The 24,719-nt window shown below is 55.8% G+C and carries 22 protein-coding genes; 5 read left to right on the top strand and 17 right to left on the bottom strand.

Features of this window, described 5'->3' with window-relative positions; translation table 11 throughout:
• The first annotated feature begins 304 nt into the window (after positions 1-304).
• The gene (locus tag SH421x_RS12000; protein ID WP_488855880.1) at positions 305-1,672 is read left to right on the top strand and encodes a DUF1598 domain-containing protein; all 1,368 of its coding nucleotides are present in this window, start codon (positions 305-307) and stop codon (positions 1,670-1,672) included.
• Between the two features lie 62 nt (positions 1,673-1,734).
• On the opposite strand, the gene SH421x_RS11995 is transcribed toward SH421x_RS12000, so the two are convergent.
• The 10 genes from SH421x_RS11995 to SH421x_RS11950 all read right to left on the bottom strand — a co-directional run bounded on the left by SH421x_RS11995 (position 1,735) and on the right by SH421x_RS11950 (position 10,400).
• Positions 1,735-2,328: an amino acid kinase family protein gene (locus tag SH421x_RS11995; protein WP_488855878.1), complete on the bottom strand. Its 594-nt coding sequence runs from the start codon at positions 2,326-2,328 to the stop codon at positions 1,735-1,737.
• A 7-nt stretch (positions 2,329-2,335) separates the two neighbouring features.
• Entirely contained in the window at positions 2,336-3,346 is a 1,011-nt protein-coding gene (locus SH421x_RS11990; RefSeq protein WP_488855876.1) for a hydantoinase/oxoprolinase family protein, read from the bottom strand.
• Positions 3,347-3,367: 21 nt separating this feature from the next.
• Entirely contained in the window at positions 3,368-4,345 is a 978-nt protein-coding gene (locus SH421x_RS11985; RefSeq protein WP_488855874.1) for an ATP-grasp domain-containing protein, read from the bottom strand.
• Between the two features lie 184 nt (positions 4,346-4,529).
• Complete coding sequence (locus SH421x_RS11980; RefSeq protein ID WP_488855872.1) at positions 4,530-4,853, bottom strand: metal-sulfur cluster assembly factor; 324 nt, start codon at positions 4,851-4,853, stop codon at positions 4,530-4,532.
• A gap of 17 nt (positions 4,854-4,870) precedes the next feature.
• Positions 4,871-5,185, bottom strand: a complete 315-nt coding sequence (locus tag SH421x_RS11975; RefSeq protein WP_488855870.1) for a non-heme iron oxygenase ferredoxin subunit — start codon at positions 5,183-5,185, stop codon at positions 4,871-4,873.
• A gap of 30 nt (positions 5,186-5,215) precedes the next feature.
• Positions 5,216-6,535, bottom strand: a complete 1,320-nt coding sequence (gene sufD / locus SH421x_RS11970; RefSeq protein ID WP_488855869.1) for a Fe-S cluster assembly protein SufD — start codon at positions 6,533-6,535, stop codon at positions 5,216-5,218.
• A gap of 105 nt (positions 6,536-6,640) precedes the next feature.
• Complete coding sequence (gene sufB, locus SH421x_RS11965) at positions 6,641-8,056, bottom strand: Fe-S cluster assembly protein SufB (protein ID WP_488855868.1); 1,416 nt, start codon at positions 8,054-8,056, stop codon at positions 6,641-6,643.
• Between the two features lie 66 nt (positions 8,057-8,122).
• Entirely contained in the window at positions 8,123-8,944 is an 822-nt protein-coding gene (gene sufC, locus SH421x_RS11960; protein ID WP_488855866.1) for a Fe-S cluster assembly ATPase SufC, read from the bottom strand.
• 94 nt (positions 8,945-9,038) lie between these two features.
• Positions 9,039-9,635: an NADH-quinone oxidoreductase subunit B gene (locus tag SH421x_RS11955; protein ID WP_488855864.1), complete on the bottom strand. Its 597-nt coding sequence runs from the start codon at positions 9,633-9,635 to the stop codon at positions 9,039-9,041.
• A 78-nt stretch (positions 9,636-9,713) separates the two neighbouring features.
• Positions 9,714-10,400: a helix-turn-helix transcriptional regulator gene (locus SH421x_RS11950; RefSeq protein ID WP_488855863.1), complete on the bottom strand. Its 687-nt coding sequence runs from the start codon at positions 10,398-10,400 to the stop codon at positions 9,714-9,716.
• 210 nt (positions 10,401-10,610) lie between these two features.
• On the opposite strand from SH421x_RS11950, the gene SH421x_RS11945 reads away from it, so the two are divergent.
• Positions 10,611-12,809 (top strand): alanine/glycine:cation symporter family protein, encoded by a 2,199-nt coding sequence (locus SH421x_RS11945; RefSeq protein ID WP_488855861.1) that lies wholly within the window; start codon positions 10,611-10,613, stop codon positions 12,807-12,809.
• A gap of 51 nt (positions 12,810-12,860) precedes the next feature.
• Complete coding sequence (locus SH421x_RS11940; protein WP_488855860.1) at positions 12,861-13,388, top strand: hypothetical protein; 528 nt, start codon at positions 12,861-12,863, stop codon at positions 13,386-13,388.
• Here the strand turns inward: SH421x_RS11940 and SH421x_RS11935 are convergent.
• Together SH421x_RS11935 and speA are read right to left on the bottom strand one after the other, a co-directional pair.
• Positions 13,385-14,803, bottom strand: a complete 1,419-nt coding sequence (locus SH421x_RS11935) for an MATE family efflux transporter (RefSeq protein WP_488855859.1) — start codon at positions 14,801-14,803, stop codon at positions 13,385-13,387. The genes SH421x_RS11940 and SH421x_RS11935 overlap by 4 nt on opposite strands.
• A 58-nt stretch (positions 14,804-14,861) precedes the next feature.
• Positions 14,862-16,775, bottom strand: coding sequence for a biosynthetic arginine decarboxylase (speA, locus tag SH421x_RS11930; RefSeq protein ID WP_488855857.1), 1,914 nt, complete (start codon positions 16,773-16,775; stop codon positions 14,862-14,864).
• Between the two features lie 120 nt (positions 16,776-16,895).
• Between speA and SH421x_RS11925 the strand changes: the two genes are divergently transcribed.
• Positions 16,896-17,777, top strand: a complete 882-nt coding sequence (locus tag SH421x_RS11925; protein ID WP_488855855.1) for a hypothetical protein — start codon at positions 16,896-16,898, stop codon at positions 17,775-17,777.
• Positions 17,778-18,001: 224 nt separating this feature from the next.
• Here the strand turns inward: SH421x_RS11925 and SH421x_RS11920 are convergent, their stop codons facing one another.
• From SH421x_RS11920 to SH421x_RS11905, 4 genes are all read right to left on the bottom strand, one after another.
• Positions 18,002-19,090, bottom strand: a complete 1,089-nt coding sequence (locus tag SH421x_RS11920) for an NHL domain-containing protein (protein ID WP_488855854.1) — start codon at positions 19,088-19,090, stop codon at positions 18,002-18,004.
• Between the two features lie 67 nt (positions 19,091-19,157).
• Positions 19,158-20,153 carry an NADPH:quinone reductase gene (locus SH421x_RS11915; RefSeq protein ID WP_488855852.1) on the bottom strand — a complete coding sequence of 332 codons (996 nt, stop codon included), beginning with the start codon at positions 20,151-20,153 and terminating at the stop codon, positions 19,158-19,160.
• Between the two features lie 92 nt (positions 20,154-20,245).
• On the bottom strand, positions 20,246-21,232 hold the full coding sequence (locus SH421x_RS11910; protein ID WP_488855850.1) for a glycosyltransferase family 2 protein: 987 nt from the start codon (positions 21,230-21,232) through the stop codon (positions 20,246-20,248).
• A gap of 271 nt (positions 21,233-21,503) precedes the next feature.
• Positions 21,504-21,812, bottom strand: coding sequence for a hypothetical protein (locus SH421x_RS11905; RefSeq protein ID WP_488855848.1), 309 nt, complete (start codon positions 21,810-21,812; stop codon positions 21,504-21,506).
• A gap of 197 nt (positions 21,813-22,009) precedes the next feature.
• Here SH421x_RS11905 and SH421x_RS11900 point away from each other — a divergent pair, with 197 nt between their 5' ends.
• Entirely contained in the window at positions 22,010-23,356 is a 1,347-nt protein-coding gene (locus tag SH421x_RS11900; protein WP_488855847.1) for a nucleotide sugar dehydrogenase, read from the top strand.
• 315 nt (positions 23,357-23,671) lie between these two features.
• On the opposite strand, the gene ilvE is transcribed toward SH421x_RS11900, so the two are convergent.
• A complete protein-coding gene (ilvE, locus tag SH421x_RS11895) occupies positions 23,672-24,532 on the bottom strand; it encodes a branched-chain-amino-acid transaminase (protein WP_488855846.1) in 861 nt (286 codons plus the stop codon).
• Between the last annotated feature and the right edge of the window lie 187 nt (positions 24,533-24,719).

The raw sequence follows: 24,719 nt of genomic DNA, 5'->3' as shown, positions 1-24,719 counted from the left end.
CGAGGGTTCATTAAATTATAGGTAACTTCTCTCTCCAAGGACGAGGCGGCTATTTCCTGCCGAATAATTCAAATCCTTAGAACTTGGGTAACTTAGTGGACGTTTTCTTGCAAATACCGCAGCTGGGAACTATCGTAAGTTTGTGTAGTTTCTTGCCCTGAAGCCAAATTACAGCACTCGCTCTATTCTGGTGGAGGGGGGATATCACTCTTCAGATGCCATCTCGGGGTCTCCGGGAACCAATACGCAAGTCAGACGCTTTGGGTGCACGTCATTTTCGCCAGCATCCGTCAGGAGTTTCGCAATGATTCGGACCGTGAGCAATCTTTCCACTAAATCGCTCCTTTTGCTAGTAGTTGCGGCCTTGGCCCTGCCAACAGCAGCAAATGCAGGAAATAACCAATTCCGTACCCAAGCGGTCGGTGGGATCTCGATCGACGCCCAAGGGGTGGTAGGTCTCGCGAGCGTCGATTCGCAGCGAATGCTGCGTGCCGAGATGATCAAGGCATTGCAGAAGGCTCCCGGCGATCTCAACACTCCCGTCTCGATGCGAAAAGTTTCGCTCAAAGGATTGGACGCGGCAATCAAGCAAGCGCAAGAGAACAACCTGGACGTGCTGCCGGATGAAGTGAAATACCTCGCCGGACTGCAACGAATCGAGTACGTGTTCGTCTATCCCGAAGAGAACGATATTGTTTTGGCTGGCCCCGGCGAAGGCTGGACAGTTGACGATCACGGCACCGTGGTTGGCGTCACGACAGGGCGCCCGGTCTTGTTGCTAGAAGATCTGGTTGTCGCGCTACAATCAGTCGACAACGCTCGCAGCGGAGGCATTACCTGCTCAATCGATCCAACCCAACAAGGCCGCGTAACTTTCCAACAATACATGAACAACGTGACTCAGGCGTCACAGTTGTCCGCAGCCGTAGTTCAAGGCATGGAACGAGCAATGGGGCTGCAGGACATCACCGTTCGAGGCGTGCCGCAAACGAGCCATTTCGCTCGCGTGCTAGTTGGCGCTGACTATCGGATGAAACGCATCGCGATGGGCCACGATAAAGCCCCGGTTCGCGGTTTGCCGAGCTTTGTTGACATGGCTTCGGTCGGCGTGCTGCAAGCCAACGCTGCTCCTCGTTGGTGGTTGGCCTGTAATTATGAACCGCTCGCCAAAAGCGAAGATGGCTTGGCCTGGCAATTACGCGGTCCCGGCGTCAAAGCGATGACCGAGGATGAAATCATCACCGTCGACGGCAAGGTCCTACAGACCGGCAAAGAAGGGGCGATGGCTAAGAAATGGGCCAACCTAATGACCGCCCAATACGAAGACCTCTCTGGCGAAGATAAGATCTTCGGCGAATTGCGAAACGTCATGGACATGTGCGTGATCGCCGCGTTGATCACCAAAGAGGACATGCTGAAGAAGGCGAATCTCGAACTCCCCATGCTGGGTGAAGCGACAAACTCGCTAACGCAGTCCGAGTACTACGCTCCGAAGAATGTCCCCAGCATTGTCAGCGCCTTGAAAAAGGGGCGCAGCTGGGTCATCACCGTCTCTGGTGGCGTTGACATCGACTCTTGGACGGTCGCCAGCAACAGCGAAGCGGTCCCGACCATGCAGCCGCTGCGAGAACAAAACGCCAAAACCGGCGACGCTACCTGGTGGTGGAACTAGTTTTCACCGCTGACTCAGACCAGAAAAAGGCCGCGATCTTCGCGGCCTTTTTTTATTCGCCGTCAGACTTCTGCCCGCAGGTTCACCCAGGAAACGTTGACGCCAGCGGCTGCTGCGGCGAACTGGGGATCGACGCCTCCTGACTGGCTCCATTGGTCGATTGTCTCGCCGGGAAGCTCACAAGACTTCAGCAGGACCAGTGACTGGGCTTGCCAGTGCTGGGCCAACATGGCCGCGATCGAATCACTAGTCAACGACCAACCGCGTGAGCTCTCTATCAAGGTTGGCTCGATTTCGTTGAGCCAATAGTCGATCACGTTCCAGACGCCAACGTAGGGAACAAGACTATCTGACGGCGCCAAGGACGCCAAATGAGACCTTAAGCGATTCGCTTCGCTGACATAATCGAATGCGGGCAAGAGGAGCGCTAACGCATGAGAGGCCAGTTGCATGCTGCTTAGAGCTAACCGATGAGAAGCAGGGGAGGGGAGTTGGTGAAGCGCATCAAACTGCCGCACCGCATCGGTAAACATGCCGCCGCCGGCGATCAGCACGGTCGGCTGCGGCGACTGCTGGGTGAGCCAGGTCTGAACGCGTTGCCCCAGGTCGGGCAAGTTGAAGAGACTCCCTCCCAGTTTGACGACACGTAGGTTCATAACAGCGTTACCAGTTCTCTTCCGCCCAAACCGCCAGCGCAAACGCCGGACCGCAGCGAGCGGCGCGATCGTTGATCAGGTCAGAGAAATAGATTCGCTGAGAAGTCACGCCTGCGGCGTCCAAAATGGCTTCCGCCAGAAAATCGCCATGACCAGAAATCACAACCAGCTCTGGCGACAGTCCATTGGCGCTCATCGCATGTTCCCAGCGAGCAGCGGCGAACTTCACCTGCTTTCGATACAACTCGCGGGCCATCTCGTTAACTTCGGTCCAGGTCAGCTCTTCGGCGTCGGCGCAGACCATGCGTGCTAGACGTGACTTGGCGAACTCGCGCGTCGCCGGACGCCCATCGGCCGTTTCGTGATTTTCGGTCGCTTCGTCAATCAACCCCATCACCAAAAAGATATCAAGCGAGGTTGCAAACAATTCGGCCGCCAGAGGACAATCGGCGCCGCGCAGAGTGACAGTGTGCGCCATAGCGCAAATCGGCGTCCGCTCAATTCCTGTATAGACCAGCTCGCCTGCGAGCAGACGCTCGGGATCGGTGCGTCCTACATTCAGTAGCTTGCCGTTGCGGATCGGTACAAAGTCGGTCGTAGTCGAACCAACGTCGATCACTGCGCCATCCCCAGTGGTCGGAAAATGTCGACATGCGTACTGCCCCAGTGCGTGCCAGTTGGACGCAGCCGCATCCAGCGGACGCTCAGCAGCGGCGGCTACGGTGGCCAGTTCGCCGGTCGTCAGATAGACCCGAATTTTACTGTCGCTAAAGACGTCTTGGACGCAGGACAGGATATAGCGGACCCCTTCCTGCTTAGAGCCGAAACAGTCGGCCAACTCGCCGGTCATGGTCAACGCGATCCGCTGAAAAACGGGAGCATGCTCGCGAACTTCTTGCAAGATTTTCGGCAGGTCCTCGCGGCGTTTCCACAGCGGAAACTCCATCGAATCGGCGTAGCCTGAAGCGTTGGCGAGTTTGATATTGGCTCCGCCAATGTCGAGAGCGAGTACCGGCATCAGTTTTCACCGTCGTCGTCGTCAGAGTTTGAATTGATAAGGCTCGCTGGAAAACTCGATTTCGATCGGTTCGCCCTCAGCCAGCGCCAGCATCGCCGTTGATAAGTTGCCGCAGCAAAGCTGACGCAGCCCAATGTAGGAAGTCGTCAAACGCGGGTTAATCTCAACGGCGAGATCCTCACCATCTATTGCGTTCAGAATCATATCAACGCCGACATACCCCCGGAAAGGTGGCAGCGGGGCGATACTACGGCGCGCCAACGCCTGAGCACGCTGCTTTAGCGCCTCTGGCAGGGGCCAAGAGCCTCCGCGATATTGAAATCCATTGTAGCAATCGATCTGCTGGATGCTGGGAGGTAGCGAAACGATCTGATTTCCGTTACTTAACAGGCCGGCGCTCACGTGCAATCCTTCACAGAAGGTTTGAACTATAGCCTCAGGATGCAGCGCTAATTTTTCTCCAGAATCCCAAAAACCAACATCCTGCGAGCCTGCTCCATCCCGCGGCTTCTGCACATACCGCTCACCGCCAGGCACAAAGTCCGCAGCGAGCCAAGTAGGTGGAGTGGGGACCCCAGCTTGGCGCCAAGCTTGGTACGTCCGCCATTTGTCGCCGGCAATCGCGACAAAATCAGATCCGGGACTAATCAGCCGAGCTGGCCCCGCTTCGGCCCAACGGACGCGGTCAAGCAACAGAGATTCAAACTCGGGAGCGATGACCAGCACCGCATCAGACCGCTCACAGGCCGCCTTAAACTCAGCTCGTTCAGTTGCTGCCGAAGCGACAACCAGTTCTTCGCAATCCTCAGCATTCCGATCTGGGACAAGCCGCTGATCGCGCAAGAGGGTGACTGCAACGTCGGCAGCCAACAAACCGTCGACAACAGCCGATCTCATCAAAGCCCCCTCGTGTAGGAGAGAGCCAGCAGGCGCCGGAGCATCCGGCATCGCGTAAAGCCCGCCGCCGGTGATGAACTCGTAAACAAAGACCCGTTTCACAGCGGCCTCCATTCGATTCAACACCAGCCCGCGATGCGAGCTAAGGAAAAGCGGAATGAATTGTTAGGAAAAGCGATTGGTTGAATCAAACCGCAAATCGATGTTTGACGGATTGTCTGCTGCCAACCCCATTCCCTCGGCTCGCGCCTCGGGCTGGTGGAAAGATCGTCCGCTTTCCGCTTTTCTAAAAAATGCCTAGCTGATCGCGAGCATCTTCGGTCATACGATCCGGGGTCCACGGCGGCTCCATGACGATCTTGACTTCGACCTCTTTGACCCCGGCGATTTGACCGACAAACTGTTTGGTTTGGCCAATCAATTGCGGGCCAGCGGGACAGGCCGGGCTGGTCATCGTCATTTCGATCAAAACGTTGGCCATCTCTGGTTCATCTTCGATCGGCTGGACGTCAATGACGTAAACCAACCCCAGATCGACGATGTTGACGAACAACTCGGGATCGATCACTTTTTTGATTTCTTCGCGGACGGCATCTTCACTAATCGCCATTGCATTGATCCTCTCTGCTAACTTCGAAGCCGAACCCAAACGGCGCCGTCTTCGACCTTGACCTCGTGACAAATCGTCGCTCGCGTCGCGGGCATCGTTAACGCCGCGCCGGTGCGGATATCAAACTTGGCGCCATGTCGCGGACAGGCGATCGTACACCCTTCCAACCGACCTTCGCCAAGCGGACCATCGTCGTGCGTGCAAACATCGTCCAGGCAAGAGAATTGCCCATCGACATGAAACACCACCACGACCTCGCCGTCGACTTCAAATACGCTTTTACCAGGATCCGCAATCGCATCGACTGCAGCGACACGTACAAACTCAGCCATAGTATCTTTAGTGCTTTCTAGCCGCGTTTGTTATTCGTACTCGCGAACGCGAACCGCGATCGCTTTGCCCAACGCTTCTCGCACGCTTTCGACCGGAATCCGATCAAAAACCTGCTGGAAGAAACCGATCACGATCGCACGAATCGCTTCTTTCCGCGTAAACCCGCGGCACTGGGCGTAAAAAATTTGTTCTTCGTCAACACGCCCAATCGTTGCGCCATGCGTACAACGAACGTCGTCGGCTTCGATTTCTAAACCAGGAATCGAGTCGGCACGACAGTGCTCGGTTAGCAACAGATTGTCGTTGCGTTGGTAACCGTCGGTCTTTTGAGCTTCTTTGTCGACCTTGATCATGCCGCGCCACACGGTGCGCGAACGATCTTGCAGGGCCGTTTTGTACAGGAAATTGCTGCGGCAATTGGGCGCTTCGTGATGTTGCAACGTGTGATACGAAAGGTGCTGACGACCTTCAGTAAACATCACGCCGTTCACTTCACTCTCGGCGCCGATACCGGCCAATGCGACATGCTGATTGACCTTCGACAGCTTGCTGCCGAGCGCGCCAATCGTCCACTGGATATGGGCGTCCCGCTCGACAATGCCCTTTTGATGGGCGAAGTGCCAAACGCCGCGTCCCCAGTTTTGCAAATTGATATAACGCAGCCGAGCACGAGGATGAACAAACAGCTCGATCGCTCCGCAGTGGAGCCCCGGAGCGTTCTCGTCCAAGCTGGCCGTCTCGTTGAGCATGGTCGCTTCGGCGCCTTCTTCCAGGATCACCAAAGTGTGCCCCAGATCGACACCGCCTGCACCCAGCAACGACAACGCATGCAGCGGCTTTTTGACCACCACGCCGCGCGGTACATACAACACTTGCCCGGTGGTGAAAAAGGCGGCGTGCAACGCCGAGAACTTGTCAAAGTTCGGATCAACCGCCTGGGCGAAGTGCTCACGCACGATTTCGCCGTGGGTCGCCAACACTTCTGCAAAGCTGCCGAAAACAACTCCCTGCGCTTTCAGTTCTTCCGATAGCTCAGAAGAAACCGTCCGGCTGTTGTACGAAACCAAGCGACCGCCCAGATCGACCCCTTCGGTCAATAGGCCAGTCGGCAGATCGGCGGGGAACTCGGTTAGCTCGACCGGCGGATCAAAGTTATCGAGATGGAAGGTGCGGATATCGGTCCGCATCCATTCTTCTTCTTTCCGCGAAGGAAGCCCCTTTTCGCAGAAAGCTTCATACGCAGCGCGACGGAGATCGACCAGCCACTCAGGCTCTTGTCGTTTGGCGATCAGATCGTCTAGCGCAGCAGCGCTGAATTTGACGCTATCAGTCACGGCAGTAACGCCCATCGGCATAACTCTATTGGCGGAAGTGTCTCAGTAAGTAAACAGCTTCGGCCGGTCCCAGGGCAGCGGGCCCGGCCGAACTGCAAGTAATTTGCGGATCGATGCGGCCTAGCCGACCGAACCTTCCATTTGCAATTCAATCAAGCGGTTTAGCTCGACGGCGTATTCCATCGGCAGCTCTTTGACCAGCGGCTCGATAAAACCGTTCACGATCATCGTGCTCGCTTCCGCTTCGGACAAACCACGGCTCATCAGATAGAAGAGCTGCTCTTCGCCGATGCGGGAAACGCTCGCTTCGTGACCGATCGAAACATCGGGCTCAGCGATTTCGATATAAGGATACGTATCGCTACGGCTCTTGGAATCGAGAATCAACGCATCGCAGACGACGCTCGACTTCGATCCCTTGGCGCCTTCTTCGACCTTGACCAAACCGCGATAGCTGCCGCGTCCACCGTCCTTCGAGATCGATTTTGACACGATCTGCCCGGTGGTGTTCGGAGCACAGTGAACCAGTTTGGCGCCGGTGTCTTGATGTTGTCCCTTGCCCGAGAAGGCGATCGACAAAATCTCACCGCGGGCGCCCGGTTCCATCATGTAGACGGCCGGATACTTCATCGTCAGGTGACTTCCCAAGTTGCCGTCGACCCACTCCATGGTCGCGTCGCGATAAGCGAGAGCCCGCTTGGTCACCAGGTTGTAAATATTGTTGGCCCAGTTCTGAATCGTCGAATAGCGACAACGCGAACCCTTTTTGCAGATCACTTCGACCACGGCCGAGTGCAAGCTTTCGGTGGTGTACATCGGAGCGGTGCAGCCTTCGACGTAGTGAACCTGGGCGCCTTCGTCGACGATGATCAACGTTCGCTCGAACTGGCCCATGCTTTCGGCATTGATCCGGAAATAAGCCTGCAGCGGGAACTCGATCTTCACTCCCTTGGGAATGTAGATAAACGAACCGCCCGACCAGACAGCCGAGTTAAGCGCGGCGAATTTGTTGTCATCCGGTGCGATGACTTTGCCAAAGTATTCACGCAGCAATTCAGGATGTTCGCGAACGGCGGTGTCGGTATCGGTGAAGAGCACGCCCTTTTTGGCGAGATCTTCCTGGAGCGACCCGTAGACCACTTCGCTCTCAAACTGCGCCTTAACGCCTGAGAGATACTTACGTTCGGCTTCGGGAATCCCCAGACGCTCAAACGTATCTTTGATCTCGGCCGGCACATCATCCCAGCTGGTTCCCTGGTGATCGGTCGGCTTCAGATAGTAGTAGATATCTTGAAAATCAATCGCGATATCGCCGCCCCATTTGGGCATCGGCTTCGCATTGAAGATCTCTAGCGAGTCCAAGCGAAACTTCCGCATCCAATCAGGCTCGTTTTTGATGTCCGAGATCTGATTGACCACTTCGGCGTCGACACCCTTGCGGGCCTTGAAAACGCCGGTGGTTTCGGTGCGAAAGTCGTACTTGTTGATCTCGCCAACCGGAGATTCGAGCGCGTCTGTCGTAATATCAGTCGCCATTTTCTTGCTCTATTTCTTTTCTGGAGGTCGAAGTCGCTGCCTGCTGACGAAACGAAATACGATTCGTTAGCCGGCGACTTGCGTCTCTTCTTCGTTCATCTCTTGTTCGATAGCAGCAGCATCTGGATAGGTTTTGCGAATCCGGTCGTAGCCCGACGAATGCAATTCCTTGGCCAGATCAACGCCGCCGGTCTCGACAATACGTCCCCCGAGCATCACATGAGCGAAGTCCGGCGGATTGTGCTCTAGCAATTTGTCATGGTGCGTAATGATCAGCAGGCCCATCTCGGCGCCTCCGATCTCGGCAATGCTTTGGCTGGCCAGACGCACAGCGTCGGCATCCAGGCCGCTATCGGTTTCGTCGAGGATTGCGAACTTTGGCTGAAGCATCGCAAGTTGCAGGATCTCGGCACGTTTCATTTCACCGCCCGAGAAACCGTCGTTGACGTAACGGCGAGCAAAGTCGAGATCCATTTGCAATTGCTGCATCTTTGACTTCATTTCCTGGCGAAATTCCCGCATGGGGATCAAATCTTCGCCTTCTTTACGCTCCGGATTGCGGACATTGGTGGTCGCATGACGCAGAAAGTCGGCCAGCTTGACGCCGGGAATCGACATTGGACGCTGAAAGGCCATGAACAACCCGACTCGGGCACGTTCGTCGGCCGCCATCTCCAACACGTTCTCGTCATTCAACCAGATGGCGCCGTCGGTCACTTCGTACTTGGGGTGCCCCATGATGGCATAGCCGAGCGTGCTCTTTCCAGAACCATTCGGCCCCATCAGCGCGTGGGTCTCTCCACGACGAATCGTGAGATTCACGCCGGTCAAAATCGGCTTGCCTTCTACGGCGACATGCAGGTTTTCAATCTTTAAAACGTCGGTCATGCTCGTCTCAATCCATCCCATGTCACTTCACCACCGGCTCAAAATGCAATCGCTTTTAAGGATCGCTGGTAAAGCATCGAACCGGGCTAATAAGTTAGCCCGTAATTTTTTGATGATCTGTTAATGGAGCGTCGCCACCTGGGGCTTCGACCCAACCGCTGTGGTGCGGAATCGGCAACTCGTCTTCGACGCGAACGCCGTTTCGCTTGTTGATTCGTTTCCCTTTGATCTTGTCCTGGATTCGCATCAATCCCTCCAACAGCGCTTCGGGCCGGGGAGGACATCCAGGCACGTAAACGTCGACCGGCACCACCAAGTCAACGCCTTTCACCACGTGATAGCCGTATTTGAAATAAGGACCACCGCCGACGGTACAAGCGCCCATCGCAATGACATACTTCGGGTCGGGCATCATGTTGTACAAGCGGCGAACTCGGCTCGCCATTTTGTAGGTCACGGTTCCAGCGACAATCATTAGGTCAGCCTGTCGGGGAGTCGCACGAAAAGCGCCCGCCCCAAACCGATCCAAGTCATAACGACTAGCGCCGGCCGCCATCATCTCGATCGCACAACAAGCCAAGCCAAAAGTCATTGGCCAAATGCTCGATTGCTGCGCCCAATTGATCGCTTGCTCTAACGTCGTAAATACGACGTTTTCTTCAAATCGACCTTCAATCCAAGGTTTTGTCATGATCAAGCTCCGTCTGCAGGACCCAGCCAATCCGCTGCTAGCGAATAAGGCGAACATCCTACACGGAATCGGCCTCGCTTACGACAACTCGAACTTACAACAACTGTCACCGTTTAGACGGCACTCACCCAACTTCACATCGTTGCCCAGCAACTCACTAAACATGACCTTCTCCATCGCACAGATAGATTGATCCAATTCGGCAAGTCCCGGGTAAGGGCAGGCCATCACATTCAGCACGGGAAGTTTTCCCTCGCGCTTCTCAATTTGTATGGGGATACGACGCTCGCCAAAGATTGAAGCGATTTTTCGCAGCTTCTCATCTAGCTCGGCGCCTTCTAGCTCTTCTGCATATTGAGCGACCAATCGCTCCGAAATTCGTTGCACTAAACCGCGACGAACCGCAGGATCTTTGATCGATCGCACTTCTTGCCATAAGGCAATCGCCAGATCCGCAAAATTGCCCCCACCTTTGCGTTTGCCCTTTTCCGACAAACGATAATGGTGGATCGGGCGACCACGGCCTGATTTTTCCGCAAACCTCTCAACGTAACCCTGTGCCATCAAACGGTTTAGCCGTTGACGCACCGCGGTTGCGGTTACTTCTAGCTCACCGGCTAGTTCCGCAATCGTCATATGGGGAACTTTCCGCAGCAGGTCGAGTAGCACAATGTCAGACGGCACCACCTCTTGCGTCCAATAGGGATCGCTCGCGGGCTGTTTGACCTGTTCGGCGCTGCTCGAGATGTACTCTTGTTCCGCCATAGGTTCATTTCCTCTGTAGGTAATCTTATTGATTATCGCATTTTTGACAACCATATGTTTGAAAATTCATGATCTACCCCTTCCGGCGACGTAAACAGTTGACAGGAAACTAGTTAAAATGGTAGAACCACGTCGCCCTTATACCTCATGCGCTGACTCTACCTATTCCTAACGGCCTTTTCGCCGCCAATCACGAAGGACTCTTCGGGCATGTTTCGCGCGCCACTCTCCCTGTGCGTTATTGCTTGCATGGCAATCGCTTTCTCGCCTCTCGCTAGTTGGGCTCAGGAAGAGCCGCAATCGCCAGTTATCAATCCGTCGATACCCGACTCGGCTCCTGCGTTGAAGATTGAGCCGGTGAACGAAGTGCAGTCTACGCCTGAGTGGGTTAACGCGCAAATTAACGCCTGGTTTAAGCCGGCGGTTGATTTCGCCGAGTCGATCCTGATGCGGCCCATCTACTGGACCGAGCAAAAATATGTGCAATTGGACCATGTGGTCCATTACACGCGTCCGGCCGACAATGCCGATGCCCCCTTTGCCATTTATGCTCCTGATGTCGCCGAGAAGCCAGCCAACTTGCCCGATATGCTCTCGCTGCAAGAAGCGCTGAAGTGGCAAGCTCGCGGAGAACTGGAAACCGGAAATGATTCGCAGCCTTATAGTCCAGGCCATCTCGGCGAAGCAGCCGTCGAAGTTGTCGCTATCAAAATTAATACGGGTGACAAGTTCGTCCGTCAACTAACTCCCAACGGAGAGGTCGTCTATAAATTAGCTGGCAAAATCCGGGGACAGCTTAGTCCTGAGAAAGACAACTGGCGTACGCAGGCTCAGATCGAAGAAATGGCCAGCCGCCATCTTTTGCTGCTTCGATCCGACGCCAAGCCGGATGACAAGGATCCTTCTTATTTACTGACCGAACGAGTCGGCGGGGCTCCGTTGGTCGTTGTTTGGCTAGGGTGCGGCGCATTCTTCTTCACGCTCTACTTTGGCTTTGTCAATATTTGGGGATTTAGGCATTCCCTAGCAGTGGTCAGCGGCGCTTACGACGATCCCAACGAACCGGGCGAAGTGACGCACTTTCAAGCGCTAGCATCCGCACTTTCGGCCACGGTCGGCTTAGGCAACATTGCCGGCGTAACCATTGCCATGACGATGGGAGGACCTGGGGCGTTTTTCTGGATGATGGTCTGCGGGTTTCTTGGGATGGCCAGCAAATTCGCAGAATGCACCCTGGGCCAGATGTATCGCGAAGTAAAGCCGGACGGCACGATTTTGGGCGGTCCTATGCAATATTTGCTGCGTGGTTTTGAGGAATTTGGCCTGAAATCGGTCGGGGTAGTTTTCTCGGTCGTCTTCGCCGTCCTCTGCATCATGGCCAGCTTCGGCGGCGGAAACATGTTCCAATCCAACCAGTCTGCCGACGCGGCGCTGCAAATGGTGCAGAGCGGTCAACAAGTCCAAATCGTGGCGCTGAATGAACAAATCAAAGAGGCGACCGTCAGCGAAAATTGGGACCAGGTTGCGACACTGCAGAAAGAAAAGACCGAGCTCGTCAAAGAGATGGCGAATTTTAAGAGCATTTTCAAAATTGGATTTGGCATTGTCTTCTCGATTTTGGTGGCGCTCGTCATCATCGGCGGGATTAAGCGGATCGCCGCGGTCTCTAGCAAGATCGTCCCGTTAATGTGCGTGTCTTACGTATTGATGTGCATTTACATCATTGCCGTGAACTATATGAAGGTCCCGGAACTCTTCGTTAGCATCTTCACCGAAGCCTTTACCCCCAAAGCGGCGTTAGGCGGCATCGTCGGCGTGGCGATTATCGGGATTCAACGCGCCGCGTTCAGCAACGAGGCCGGCGTCGGCAGTGCTGCGATCGCTCATAGCGCCGCCAAAACCGATCAACCAATCCGCGAAGGATTAGTCGCGTTACTTGGTCCTTTTATTGACACGATTGTCGTTTGCTCGATGACGGCCTTGGTGATTTTGATTACGGAAGCCTGGAATAACGAGGCTTGGGTTGTCACGCAAAATCTGAAAGGCGCCGCCCTCACGTCCAAAGCGTTTGAGTCCCAAGGAGGCGCTTTCTTCAAGTACACGCTCTCGATCGCAATTCTGTTGTTCGCCTACTCGACCTTGATCTCTTGGAGTTACTACGGCGAGCGTTGTTGGGAACGTTTGTTCGGCATGCAGAGCATCATGGCCTACCGATGCATTTACGTTGGCGTCGTATTTCTCGGTGCAGTTGCTAGTCTTGATTCGGTGATCGGATTTTCAGACATGATGCTCCTCTCGATGGCATTCCCCAACATTGTGGGGGTTATCCTGCTCTCTCCCAAGGTAAAACGTCATCTCCACGAATATTGGGGAAAATATAAGGCAGGAGAGTTCAAGAAATTCAAATAGCCAGCGAACACCCTCTTGGAACAAGAATCTATTTGTCCTGAGGGATCGCAAATGTGCTGCCGTAACTCGAAGTCAGAAAGACCATTACGTCCTCCCGTCAACTCGCTGGGGGTCTTCGGCTTTTTTGTTTCGCTGTTTGGATTGGTCTTCACGCTGGGCGCAATCAGCCCTGTCGGCTTAGTGATCAGCTTAATGGGGCTGCTTCATCCGCGGCGCGGGTTTGCCGTCGCCGGCGTCCTCTTTGGCTTGCTAGGAACGGCACTGATCACGGCGATTGTCGGCACAGCCGCCGTAGCGGCAGATGCCTACCATCACTATGCCCACGAAATGCCGCAGATCGAACAGACCTTGGCTCAACTTGATGACGCGATCGTCGTGATCGAAACCGATCGTCAAGCGAAAGGAGAATTGCCCGAAGGTGTCGACGGCAACAAACTGGTGCTGCCGATCACCGATGCGTGGGAACAATCGCTCCGCTACGAGCCAGAAGATTCAGGTAAATACGCCATCCGGAGCGCCGGCCCCGACCAAAAGTTTGACACCCCAGATGACCTGCGGATGGTTCCGACCCAATATTAAACTTCGATCTCTTGCCAGGCTCCGTGCCAATATCTGGCGGCGACCAGCATGCTGCGGAGGGTGACGTCGAACACCATCACCCACCACGCGCCCAGAATGCCGTAGCCGAAGCCAGGCACATTGCCTACGAGCGGCAACGGGATCTCATCCAGTGCAAACAGATAAACGCCGGGGATGCGGATCAGCAGAAGCCCAACTAGCGTGATCATAAACGGGAACTTCGTATCTCCGGCCCCGCGCAGGGCGCCGCTGAAGATCGACAGGGCCGCCATAAACGGGGTCGAAAACGCGACTACTTGCAACAGATGAACCGTTAGTTCGGCAGTCTCGGCATTGGTGCTGCCAGGCTCCACAGCCCCCAGATAAAGCCAAGTGAGACTGCCGCCGCCAAAGTACAGGAAGATGCCGTAGGCGGTGACTAGCGATGTGCCGGCCGCCAGCGAAAGCATGGTCGCTCGCTTGGCTCTCGCCGGGTCTTTGGCGCCGAGAAACTGCCCTGTCATGGTCGATGCGGCGACTGCAAATGCTCCGGCGCCCAGATAACTGGGCCCTTCGCAGCGAACACCCAAGCCATGCGCCGCGGCGGCCATCGTCCCCAGACTGTTAATCACCCCCAGATACCAGAGGTGACATCCCAGCGTCAGCGCATCATTCGCGCCGCCGGGCAAGCCAATCCGAATTAATCGCCAGATCATCGCACGATCAGGACGTAACCAGCGCAACCGGAGCTGCATTCCGGCGCGTCCCCCCAGCATCAACAACAAGACGAGACATCCGCCGACGATGTGTGCGACTGCGGTGCCGATGGCGATGCCGGTCCAGCCCAGATTGGGCGCCGGTCCCCAACCAAAGGCCAGCGTCGTGCTGACTGCGACGTTGATCAGGTTGACGATCGTCATGACGCCGAGCCCACTGACGGTGTCTCCGGCCCCATGCAAACAAGCGGTGCCGATGGCGATCACCATCAGAAACGGCAGGGACGGCGCAATGATCCGCAAATAAGTGGTCGCCAACTGAGCGGCATTAGCCTCCAATTGCATGATCGCCACAAACTGCTCGGCCCCCAAATACAGCGCGATCGTCCCAATCACCGCCGTGGCTGCGCCGGTGACCAGCGCCTGATTTGCGGCGAGCGCCGCCTCTTCTGGCTGGCCAGCGCCGACTAATCGAGCGACGACCGCCGTAGCGCCCACGCCGACCGATGCGAAGATGGTAAAGGTCATCCACATCGCATAGGCCATCAGCCCGATGGCGGCCAGCGCCGGCGTTTTCAGATCATCGGGCAGCGCGTGTCCGGCCAGGTAGGTGTCGACCATGCCGACCAAAAACTCAAGCGACTGTTCGGCCAACACCGGCAGCGCAAGCTGCAACATCGGCCGAAACTCGCCGCTGGCTCGAACGAGATGCGTAGACAAGTCCGCCTCTGCTCCCTGATATCAGACGCCGCCGATCAGGCGGCGTCTGCGCGTCGGATTACGGCGACTTTTCGAGATAGGTATAGCCGCGGAGGCCTTGCTCGTAGTACTGCATGATCGCGCCCGCTTCTTTGTGGTTCAGTTCGCCAGAGCGGGTCAATTCTTCGACCGAATGCTGCATCTTGTCGACCAGCTCACGCTCGGTGAACTGCACGTACTTGAGCACTTCGGTGACGGTGTCCCCTTTGATGATGTGCGAAAAGTGGGGGTGCCCATTCTCGCCCAACTCCACGTGAACCGTGTTGGTATCGCCAAACAGGTTATGCAGGTCGCCCAGAATCTCTTGATAGGCGCCAACCAAAAACGCCCCCAATATGTATTGTCCGCCGTTTAACTTGTGCAGCGGCAACGCACGTTTGATATTACGCAGGTCGATAAACGAGTCGATCTTGCCGTCCGAATCGCAGGTAATATCGCCTATCACGGCGCTGCGTTGCGGTTCTTCGTTTAAGCGGTGAATCGGCATCACCGGGAACAATTGGCCAATCGCCCAACTGTCAGGCATCGACTGGAACAATGAAAAATTGCCAAAGTACGTGTCGCACATCAACCGGTCCAAGCCTTCCAGCTCTTCCGGGACATTGGACATGCTTTTGGTCAAAGTGCGAATCTTGGCGCACAAATTCCAATAGATCGTCTCCGCGATGCTGCGATGCTCGAGCGTCAAGTTGCCGTTGCTAAACATGTTTAGCGAAGTGTCGAGCGCCATCTGCGCGTCGTGGAAACTTTCGAGCACCGTACGCTGCGTGACGTTTTGATACGCTTCGTACAAATCTCGCAGCGGCAGCGGAGCATCTTCGGCCAACGGATCAAGTTGATCGCCGGTGGTCTGCTCGGCGACCCCCAACACTTCAAAGATCAGCATGCTGTGAAATGCAACGATCGCGCGTCCGCTCTCTGATAGCAAATGCGGGTGCGCTACGCCGGCTGCATCACAGATCCCTTGAACGTGCGAAACGACGTCGCGGGCATACTCTTCGATCGTATAGTTCATGCTCGATTCAAAGTCAGTCTGCGAGCCGTCATAGTCGACTCCCAAACCGCCGCCGACATCGAGATAACAAAGCCCCGCGCCGCGGCGGACCAGGTCAACATAGATCCGAGCCGATTCGACCAGCGCCGACTTAACGTGACGAATGTTGCTAACTTGGCTCCCTTGGTGGTAGTGGAGCAGCTTGAAGCAATCTTCCATTCCGCGCGATTTAAGCTCTTCTAGACCTTTCAGAACCTCGGTCACGGTCAGACCGAACTTGCTGCGATAGCCGCCGGAAGCAGACCATTTGCCGGCGCCGCGCGAAGCGAGCTTGACCCGCATCCCAATCTGAGGACGCACGCCGATCTTGGCCGAATATTCGAGAATCAGCTCGAGCTCACTATATTTCTCGACCACCGGAATAATGTTTCGCCCCAACTTTGCAGCGTGCATCGCAATTTCGATGTACTCGGCGTCTTTAAAGCCGTTGCAGATGATCGGGGTCTCATTGTCGGTCAGCGCAATGACCGCCAACAGTTCTGGCTTGCTGCCGGCTTCCAATCCAAAGCCATGGGGGCGTCCATATTGCAGAACTTCTTCCACAACCTGACGCTGCTGATTGACTTTGATCGGGTAGACGCAGGCGTATTTATTTTGATAGCCATACTCGCGGATCGCGACATCAAAGACGTCGCGGATCTCTTTCAGACGCGTTTCCAGAATACCGCTAAACCGAATCAGGATCGGGAGATCGAGTCCGCGTTGTTCCAAGCGGTTAACGACTGACTCCAACTCCACCGAGACCTCTGGGTCACGATTGGGATGGACGGCCAATTTGCCGTTTTCGTTGATCGAGAAGAACCCCTTCCCCCAGCGCGCTACTTCATACAGCTCGCGAGAGTCGGAAACTGTCCATCGATTGCCTGCTTCTGTAAGCATCGCTAACCTTAGATTGGAATGTCAAAGGCGAATCGCCCGGGATTCAGGCGGTACGGATGTGGAAACGCCAGGGGAGTATTCTAAGGGATTGGGAGCCATTTGTGAAAGGAAGCCTCCACGATGAAACCTGACTTGACCTGGTTGGCCAGCAGTTCGGCCAGTTTTTTGCACGTCGCCGAACTGCTACGCCGCGGCGACACGATCGACGATCTGGGGCTGGTCGACTCCATTCAAACGCCGCTGAACCTGCTATGCGTCGAGCTAGAATCATCAGGAATTAATATTCGCCAGTTTTGGCGACATGTGGTTCCCTTGGCCGCGGGGATTGAAAGCGAACAAGAGCTAGTTGATGTAATTTTTCGCAAAATAGGTCCCGACAGCACCCAACTGGGGCCCCGAATTGCCGGACGCATCCGCGATCTAAAGCTGGCGATGCGCGCAGCCAAACCAAATCTGACCGACGAATTGGCCCAACGCGGCGGTCCGCTACGCGAACATTGGGAAGCCCGAGGCCCTGGTCTCATGTGGCAATTTGCCGAGCTGACCAGCGACGATCTGGTGGTCGAATCGGCCCAAGTAATTCTCGTTCAGCCTTGTCGGGGGGGAGGACTTAGAGCCCATCTGCCGTACAACAGCGTCCGGATGGAAGCGGTCCTCTACGATCCCGAACCGAAATTGCCCGAGGTCGTCCGCCTAGCCTGGGGGCTGGCGCAATTGAATCTGGACCTGCCGGTTTACAGCGAGTTGATTTCGCCCGATCGGCTGCCGATGATCGCCGGCTTGGCGGTACTGCCGCCGATTCTCATCGCCGGCGAGCATGTAGAACTGACGAGGTACAGCGAGCAGATGCTGAGCCTGGCTTGCGAACTTTGGCGATTTCCCCAAGCCCCAGACCTGGATCTGCCCAAAACGGCGCTGAGTTGGTGGAACACCTATCAACAAAGCCGCCCACCGTGGCCCGTCGCAGTGCAAGCGCTTGATCGGATGGTCGGCGAGTTTTAGCCGTACCCCGAGGCGCGAGCCGAGGGAAGGCGGTGGGAATGAATGTCGAATGTCGAATGTCGAAACCAGAATGACGAATAAAGCACAAAACGCGAATGAGTAAACAGTTTCGTCCTTCGTGCTTTACGTCATTCATTCGACATTGGTGCTTCGACATTCGTCATTGATACAGGCCGCCTTCCCTCGGGCCACGGTGGAATCAAGCCACGAAGAGAACAACGCTACTACTTCGGCTCTACGATTCGCACGCGATGATTGTTGGTGTCGCCGATGTAGATCGTACCATCGGCGCCAACACAGACGCCGTGCGGGCGATCTAGCTCGGCCTGGACGGCGGGGCCGCCATCTCCGGCGCCACCGCGGGCTTTCGGGCCGCTGCCGGCGACCGTCGAGACCGTCGCGTCATCCAGATCGATGCGGCGGATCGTCTGATTTTCGGTATCGACTACAAACAGATCATGATCAGGGCCCAGCGCGATTCCTTTGGGGCCATTAAAACGAGCCGCTATGGCAGGTCCCCCGTCGCCGGCAAAACCTTGCTTGCCTTCACCGGCGACATGCGTTAACTGCTCTGTCGGCAGATCCAATCGCCAAACGCTATGTCCTTCGCGCAGTGCGATCCATAGCGTGTCGCCGTCCAGAAACAAGGCACGAGGGCCGAGCAACGGTTTACTCGCGTCAAGCAAGCCGGCGCTCGGTAAGGTCTTTTTGCCGTTTCCGGCCAAGGTGTTGATGACCCCGGTCTGCAGATCGACATGACGAATGCGATGATTCTGGATGTCGGCGATGTACATATTTTTGCCGGCCGGATCGACAGCGATGCTATGAGGCTGATTCAACTGCGCTTTGACCGCCGGTCCGCCGTCGCCAGCAAAGCCAGGATTGCCGGTTCCGACCAGCGTTTCGATCTTGTGGGATTCCTTCAATACGCGGCGGACGTTGTGCCCTTTCATGTCGACAATGTACAGATTGCCGGCGGTGTCAAAACGCAATTCATACGGCTCGATCAACCGCGCTGCCGTCGCTGGTCCACCGTCACCAGAGATCCCCGGCTCGCCGGTGCCCGCAACCACCGAGATTTGTTTCGACTTGGGATCAAGCCGCAGCACGCGATGATTTTCGACCTCGGCAATGTACAGCGCGCCGTCCGGGCCGATCTCGACGCCAAACGGCTGGCCAACGTTGGTCTCTAGCGCCGCCCCTACCTGATTGAGTTGCGGTTTTCCGGTACCGGCGATCGTCACGATCTGGGACATCTCGGCCAACAGCGGTCCGGTCATGATCAGGCAGCAAGCGATGGTGAGTAAGCGCATGGTGGGTCTGTCCAGTTGGCAATAGGAGCGGGCATGTTCTCTATTGTAATTCACTCGCCTGCGCGAATCACGGGTGAAGCACAATTTTGCCGGCCAGCGTTTGTTCGCCGTGCAGCGTGTTGCCTTCTTGCAGCTCGTGAGCTTGGGCCGCTTCGCTGAGAGGGAAATCGGCGCCGATTTGGCTTTTCAATTTGCCTGCAGCCAGCCAATCGCTGATCGCTTCGCCGCAGATACGCATTGACGCAGCAGAGGCCTTGAACATCACAAAGCCAAACATGCGGCATTGCTTGACGTAGAAAGGTCCGACAGGAAACTCCGGCCGCGCGGTACGACCAGCCATCAAGACGATCCGCCCCTTTTCGGCCAGCGATCCGACAATCAGGTCAAAGTTGGGCTCGCGCTGCGTTTCCCAAAAAATGTTGACCCCATCGGGGGCGAGTTCCTTGATTCGCTCCTCCACATTTTCAGACTTGTAGAGAACGACTTCGTCAGCGCCCAACTCACGACAGATCGCTGCTTTTTCTTCACTGCCGGCAGCGGCAATGACCCGGGCTCCGGCCAACTTGGCCATTTGAACCACCATCGAGCCGACGCCGCCTGAGCCCCCTTGAATGTAGACCGTTTCGCCTGGCTGTAGATTGGCGTTCTCTTGGAATAGCCCAAGATGGGCCGTAATCCCCACCAAGGCAGAAGCAGCGGCGCAGCGATCTTGGGCGCCATCTGGCAACTTATAAAGCCACGCGGCGTCAATCGCGGCGTACTCGGCGAAGGTGCCCTGCGTGCCGCGAAAACCTTGATTACTACACCAAACGCGATCGCCTGGTTTGAGATCTTTAACTTCTGCGCCAACTTCTTCGACCACTCCGGCTAGATCCGATCCAATAATGTACGGCTGCGGCAGTTCCCAATAGGTGGCGCCGCCTCGTATGTAGGTGTCGATCGGATTAACGGCGACGGCCGTCATTTTGACCAGCGCTTGCTGCGGCCCCATCTGCGGCGTCGGCAGCTCGCCGTATTGAATGACGGAGGGAGGACCGGGCTCAGTAAAGAAGGCGGCTTTCATGATGCGTCAACCTGGCGAGGGTAAGATACGGAAAATCAAACGATCTTCCGTATCATATCCGAGTCGACCATGACTGACGACACGCGACGCGACTAGGCCGCGCGGCGATCCAACGGCACCGCATGATCGAAGTCATGCTCAAAGTTAGTCAACGAGCGCACCGCGTAAGGCTGCTTCCGCTGATCCGAATAGTAGATTCGCGCGTTGACTTCGCCGATCATGCCGAGGCTGAAAAACTGCCCCCCCATGATTGTTGAAAGGACGCAAAGCATCAGGAGCGGATTGCCAGTCATATCGACTCCGCCCATCAGCTTCATGCTGACGACGCCGAGCGCCGAAGCCATCGCGATCACCAAACAACCAAGTCCCAAGCGGCCGAATAATTTCATCGGGCTCGAGAAAAAGTTGAGCATGTAGGTGATCGTCAACAGATCGAGCACTACGCGTGTGGTTCGCCCGATGCCGTATTTGGTAGTTCCAAAGCGTCGCGCATGATGTTGGGTGACAACCTCGACGCAACGAGCGCCGCGTTGATGGGCCAAAATCGGGATAAACCGATGCATCTCACCGTATAGCTCTAGCTCTTGGGCGATCTCGCGGCGAACCGCTTTTAATGTGCAGCCCAGATCGTGAATCGGAAACTTCGTCACTTTCGAGATCAGCCAGTTGGCGATCTTGGACGGCAGTTTGCGATTGATGAATGTGTCTTGGCGATGCTTTCGCCAGCCATGAACCAAGTCATATCCTTCGTCGATCTTAGCCAACATCATGGGGATATCGGTCGGATCGTTTTGCAAATCGCCATCCATGGTGATGACGACATCCAGCGAAGCGTATTGGATGCCGGCATGCATTGCGGCCGTTTGGCCATAATTGCGGCGGAACTCCACCACTTTGACGTGGTGATCGCTTGCGGCGATCTCCTGCACGCGGCCTAAGGTGCCGTCGTTGGAGCCGTCGTCGACGAAGATGATCTCATACGGCCGGTCCAATTTGGAGACGACATTATGAATCTGTTCGTAAAGCAGCGGGATATTTTCTAGTTCGTTGTAAATCGGAACGACGACTGAAACGCCCATGCTGTGCGATCCTCTGTTGCTAGCTTCCTTGCCGCAATCGCTTCCTGCGCGAATTGATCTGGCGGAGTGTAGTCGAACGAAATCTTGGCGGCAACCTCAATCACCTTGATCGATACCCGCGGGGGCGAGTCAGGCGTTGACGAATATTGCAAAATCGCAGCCCGCTTTGTAGGGCTAGGGAGTCCGTTCGACCATTCAAAAACATTCATAATTCTCTCTGCGACTGGGCATCTATTGGAGGCTTGTTTGTCGTTGCTGCTTGGCTTCTCACCTAGCAAACTCCACGGGCCAAGCCTTCGATCTTGTCCAGCACCAGCATCAATTGGCTCCACTCGGCGACGACGTCCATCGTGTCATATTGGGTGTCGGCCACGCGACCGAAGCCTTGTTCGTTCAGCGTGATCGCATCACCCAACACCATGCCGCCAACCGGTTCTTGATCAGCTTCGTCCGGCACTTCTTCGACCAGCGGCAGAACCTGCTCCATCACACGGTGGACCGACCACAACGCGGCGCGGCGAGCGTCTGCAGCTTGAATGACCAAACGGACCGAACCCGATTCAACATAATATTTCGACATGATTTGATTCCTTTGCGTCCTGCGTTTACTGATCAGCGAGTCACTCTCGCCTGCTGTATGTATCGCAGTCGGCCCGACACCTTAGGTCCTAGGACGAAAGATTCTGGCAAAACGTTCACGAAATACGGGTAAAGAGGTCTGTGCTAGAATTACGATCTTAAATTAGGTTAACTGCGAAGCTTTCGACGACGGAAAACATGACCAAACACGCTAGCACCGAGCAATTAGCTGCCCAACTCCACCAGGCGATCCTCACCAAAGAGGCCAAAGTGGGGGTGATCGGACTCGGCTACGTCGGACTGCCGCTGGTTCAGGCCTATATCGCAAGCAACTTCTCGGCGATCGGTTTTGACGTCGATCAGCGCAAGGTCGACGCGCTCTCGCGCGGCGAGAGCTACATTAAGCATGTCGACTCAAAATGGATCGCCGCTTGGGTCGCCAGCGGGCGATTTGCCGCGACCACGGATCCCACGCGTCTGCCTGAAGCCGATGTCCTGTTGATCTGCGTGCCGACGCCGTTGACCGCCAATCGTGACCCCGACCTTAGCTATGTCGAGTCGACGGCGCAGATGATCGCCGAGAACCTTCGCCCTGGTCAGTTGGTCGTACTGGAAAGCACCACTTATCCCGGCACTACCCGCGATGTGGTCGCGCCGATCTTGGCCAAGTCGGGTCTTACGCCGGGAGTCGACTTCTTTTTGGCCTATAGCCCCGAACGCGAAGATCCCGGCAATCCCAACTTTACCGCTAGCGCCATTCCCAAAGTGGTCGGCGGCTATGACCCATTCAGCTTGCAAATCGCCGATGCCTTTTACGCTCAAGCAGTGGTAAAGACGATTCCGGTCAGCAGCTGCGAAGTAGCCGAGGCCTGCAAGATCCTGGAGAACACCTATCGCGCGGTGAATATCGCGCTGGTGAACGAACTGAAGTTGCTGTTTGATCGGCTCGACATTGACGTCTGGGAAGTGATCGAAGCGGCCAAGACCAAGCCGTTCGGCTTTCAGGCGTTTTATCCTGGCCCAGGACTCGGCGGGCACTGCATCCCAATCGACCCGTTTTATCTCAGTTGGCTTGCACGGGCCAACGAGATGCCAACGCGATTTATTGAGCTGGCCGGCGAGATCAACACCTCAATGCCGCAGTATGTGGTGCAAAAACTTTGCGACGCGCTCAACCAGGTCCGCAAACCGGCCAACGGCAGCAAAGTGCTGATCCTGGGCGCCGCGTATAAGAAGAACGTCGACGACCCGCGCGAAAGCCCCAGCTTTAAGATCATGGAGCTGCTGACCGAGCGAGGCGCCGTACTCTCGTACAACGATCCCTATATCCCCAAGCTGCCAGCGATGCGGCACTACGACTTGCCATCGCTCAGCAGCGTTGCGTTAACGCCCGAGAATCTAGCGTCGTTCGACGCAGTCATGATCGTCACCGACCACGACGACTACGACTATCAGCAAATCGTCACGCATTCACAGTTGGTGGTCGACACCAGAAATGCAACGAAGCACGTCGAGCAGGGCCGAGAGAAGATCGTCCGCGCGTAGGGCGCCCGTGAATTCACTCCACTTCGTAGCCCGCCAGCGCCAGAAGGGCAAAGAAAGAATGGAACACGGATACCACGGATGAATCACGGTATTACACGGTAAGAGAAGAAGTTTGCAATCTCCCGAATTGTCAATTTTGTTGCAGAAAACAGGAAATTGAGAACTGCCTACGTGACGCTCAAGCAGCGAAATCTGACCGTGTAAATCCGTGATTCATCCGTGGCCTTGCCGCGTTCCATTCTTATTTTTTTCTCAAATAGCCCAACTGCAAAACTGGCGTTGGCGGGCTACGAAGATTACGTTCGCTCTCAAAAACTAGGAGCGCGCCAGCTTGTGGAACAGCTCTTGCAACTTCACGGTGATTGGGCCGGGACGCGCGTCGCCGATTGGGCGGCCGTCAATGCGGACCACGGCGATCACTTCGGCGGCGGTGCCGGTCATAAAGCATTCGTCGGCGACGTACACGTCGTGTCGGGTTAATGTCTTTTCTTCGGCCGGAACGCCGGCAGATTTGGCCAGTTCGAGAACCGCTTCCCGGGTCACCCCTTCGAGGATGCCGGCGTCAGTGGGCGGAGTTTGCAGAACGCCGTTGCGGACGATAAAGATGTTATCGGCCGTGCATTCCGAGACTTCCCCTTTGTGGTTTAGCATCAACGCTTCTAGGCAGCCAGCCTTGGAAGCTTCGACCTTGGCCATGATGTTGTTCAGATAGTTCAGCGACTTGATCTGCGGGCTCAGCGCGCCGGGATGATTGCGGATCGTGCTGGCGGTGACGATCTCTAGCCCGTTGCGGTAGTGCTCTTCGGGATAGAGCGAGATCTTGTCAACGATGATGATCACTTGCGGATTCGAGGTCCGCTCGGGGCCAAGCCCCAAACTGCCGGCGCCGCGGGTGACGACCAGGCGGATATAGCAGTTGTCTAGGCCGTTTTTCTCGACCGCTTCCAACACTGCATCTTGCATCCCTTCAACCGTCAGCGGGATTTGCAGCATGATCGCTTTGGCCGAGTCATACAGCCGTTTCAGATGTTGGGCTATCCGAAAGACTTTCCCCTCGTAGACCCGCATCCCTTCAAAAACCCCATCGCCATAGAGCAGGCCGTGATCGAAAACGCTGACGACCGCTTCTTCTTTGCTGAAGAACTTACCGTTGATATAAATTTGCTGCGACGACATGCAATCTGCCGGGGTTGAAACTGCGCCTGACAAGGCGGTCAAAGTTGAGGAATGCGACATTATAGCGACAACCTGAACGAGTGTAGGGGGTAAAGATTCGCGTCCGAACTACCTGAAGAGCGAATTTGCCGGCGTCAGGTTCACCACGCCGGAAAAATCTCGAGTTTTCAGGGGAATTTTGTACAAA

The sequence above is a fragment of the Blastopirellula sp. SH421 genome (genome assembly GCF_057808535.1).
Note: the sequence above shows the minus strand (reverse complement) of the source record. Positions and strands in the feature narration are given on the sequence as shown.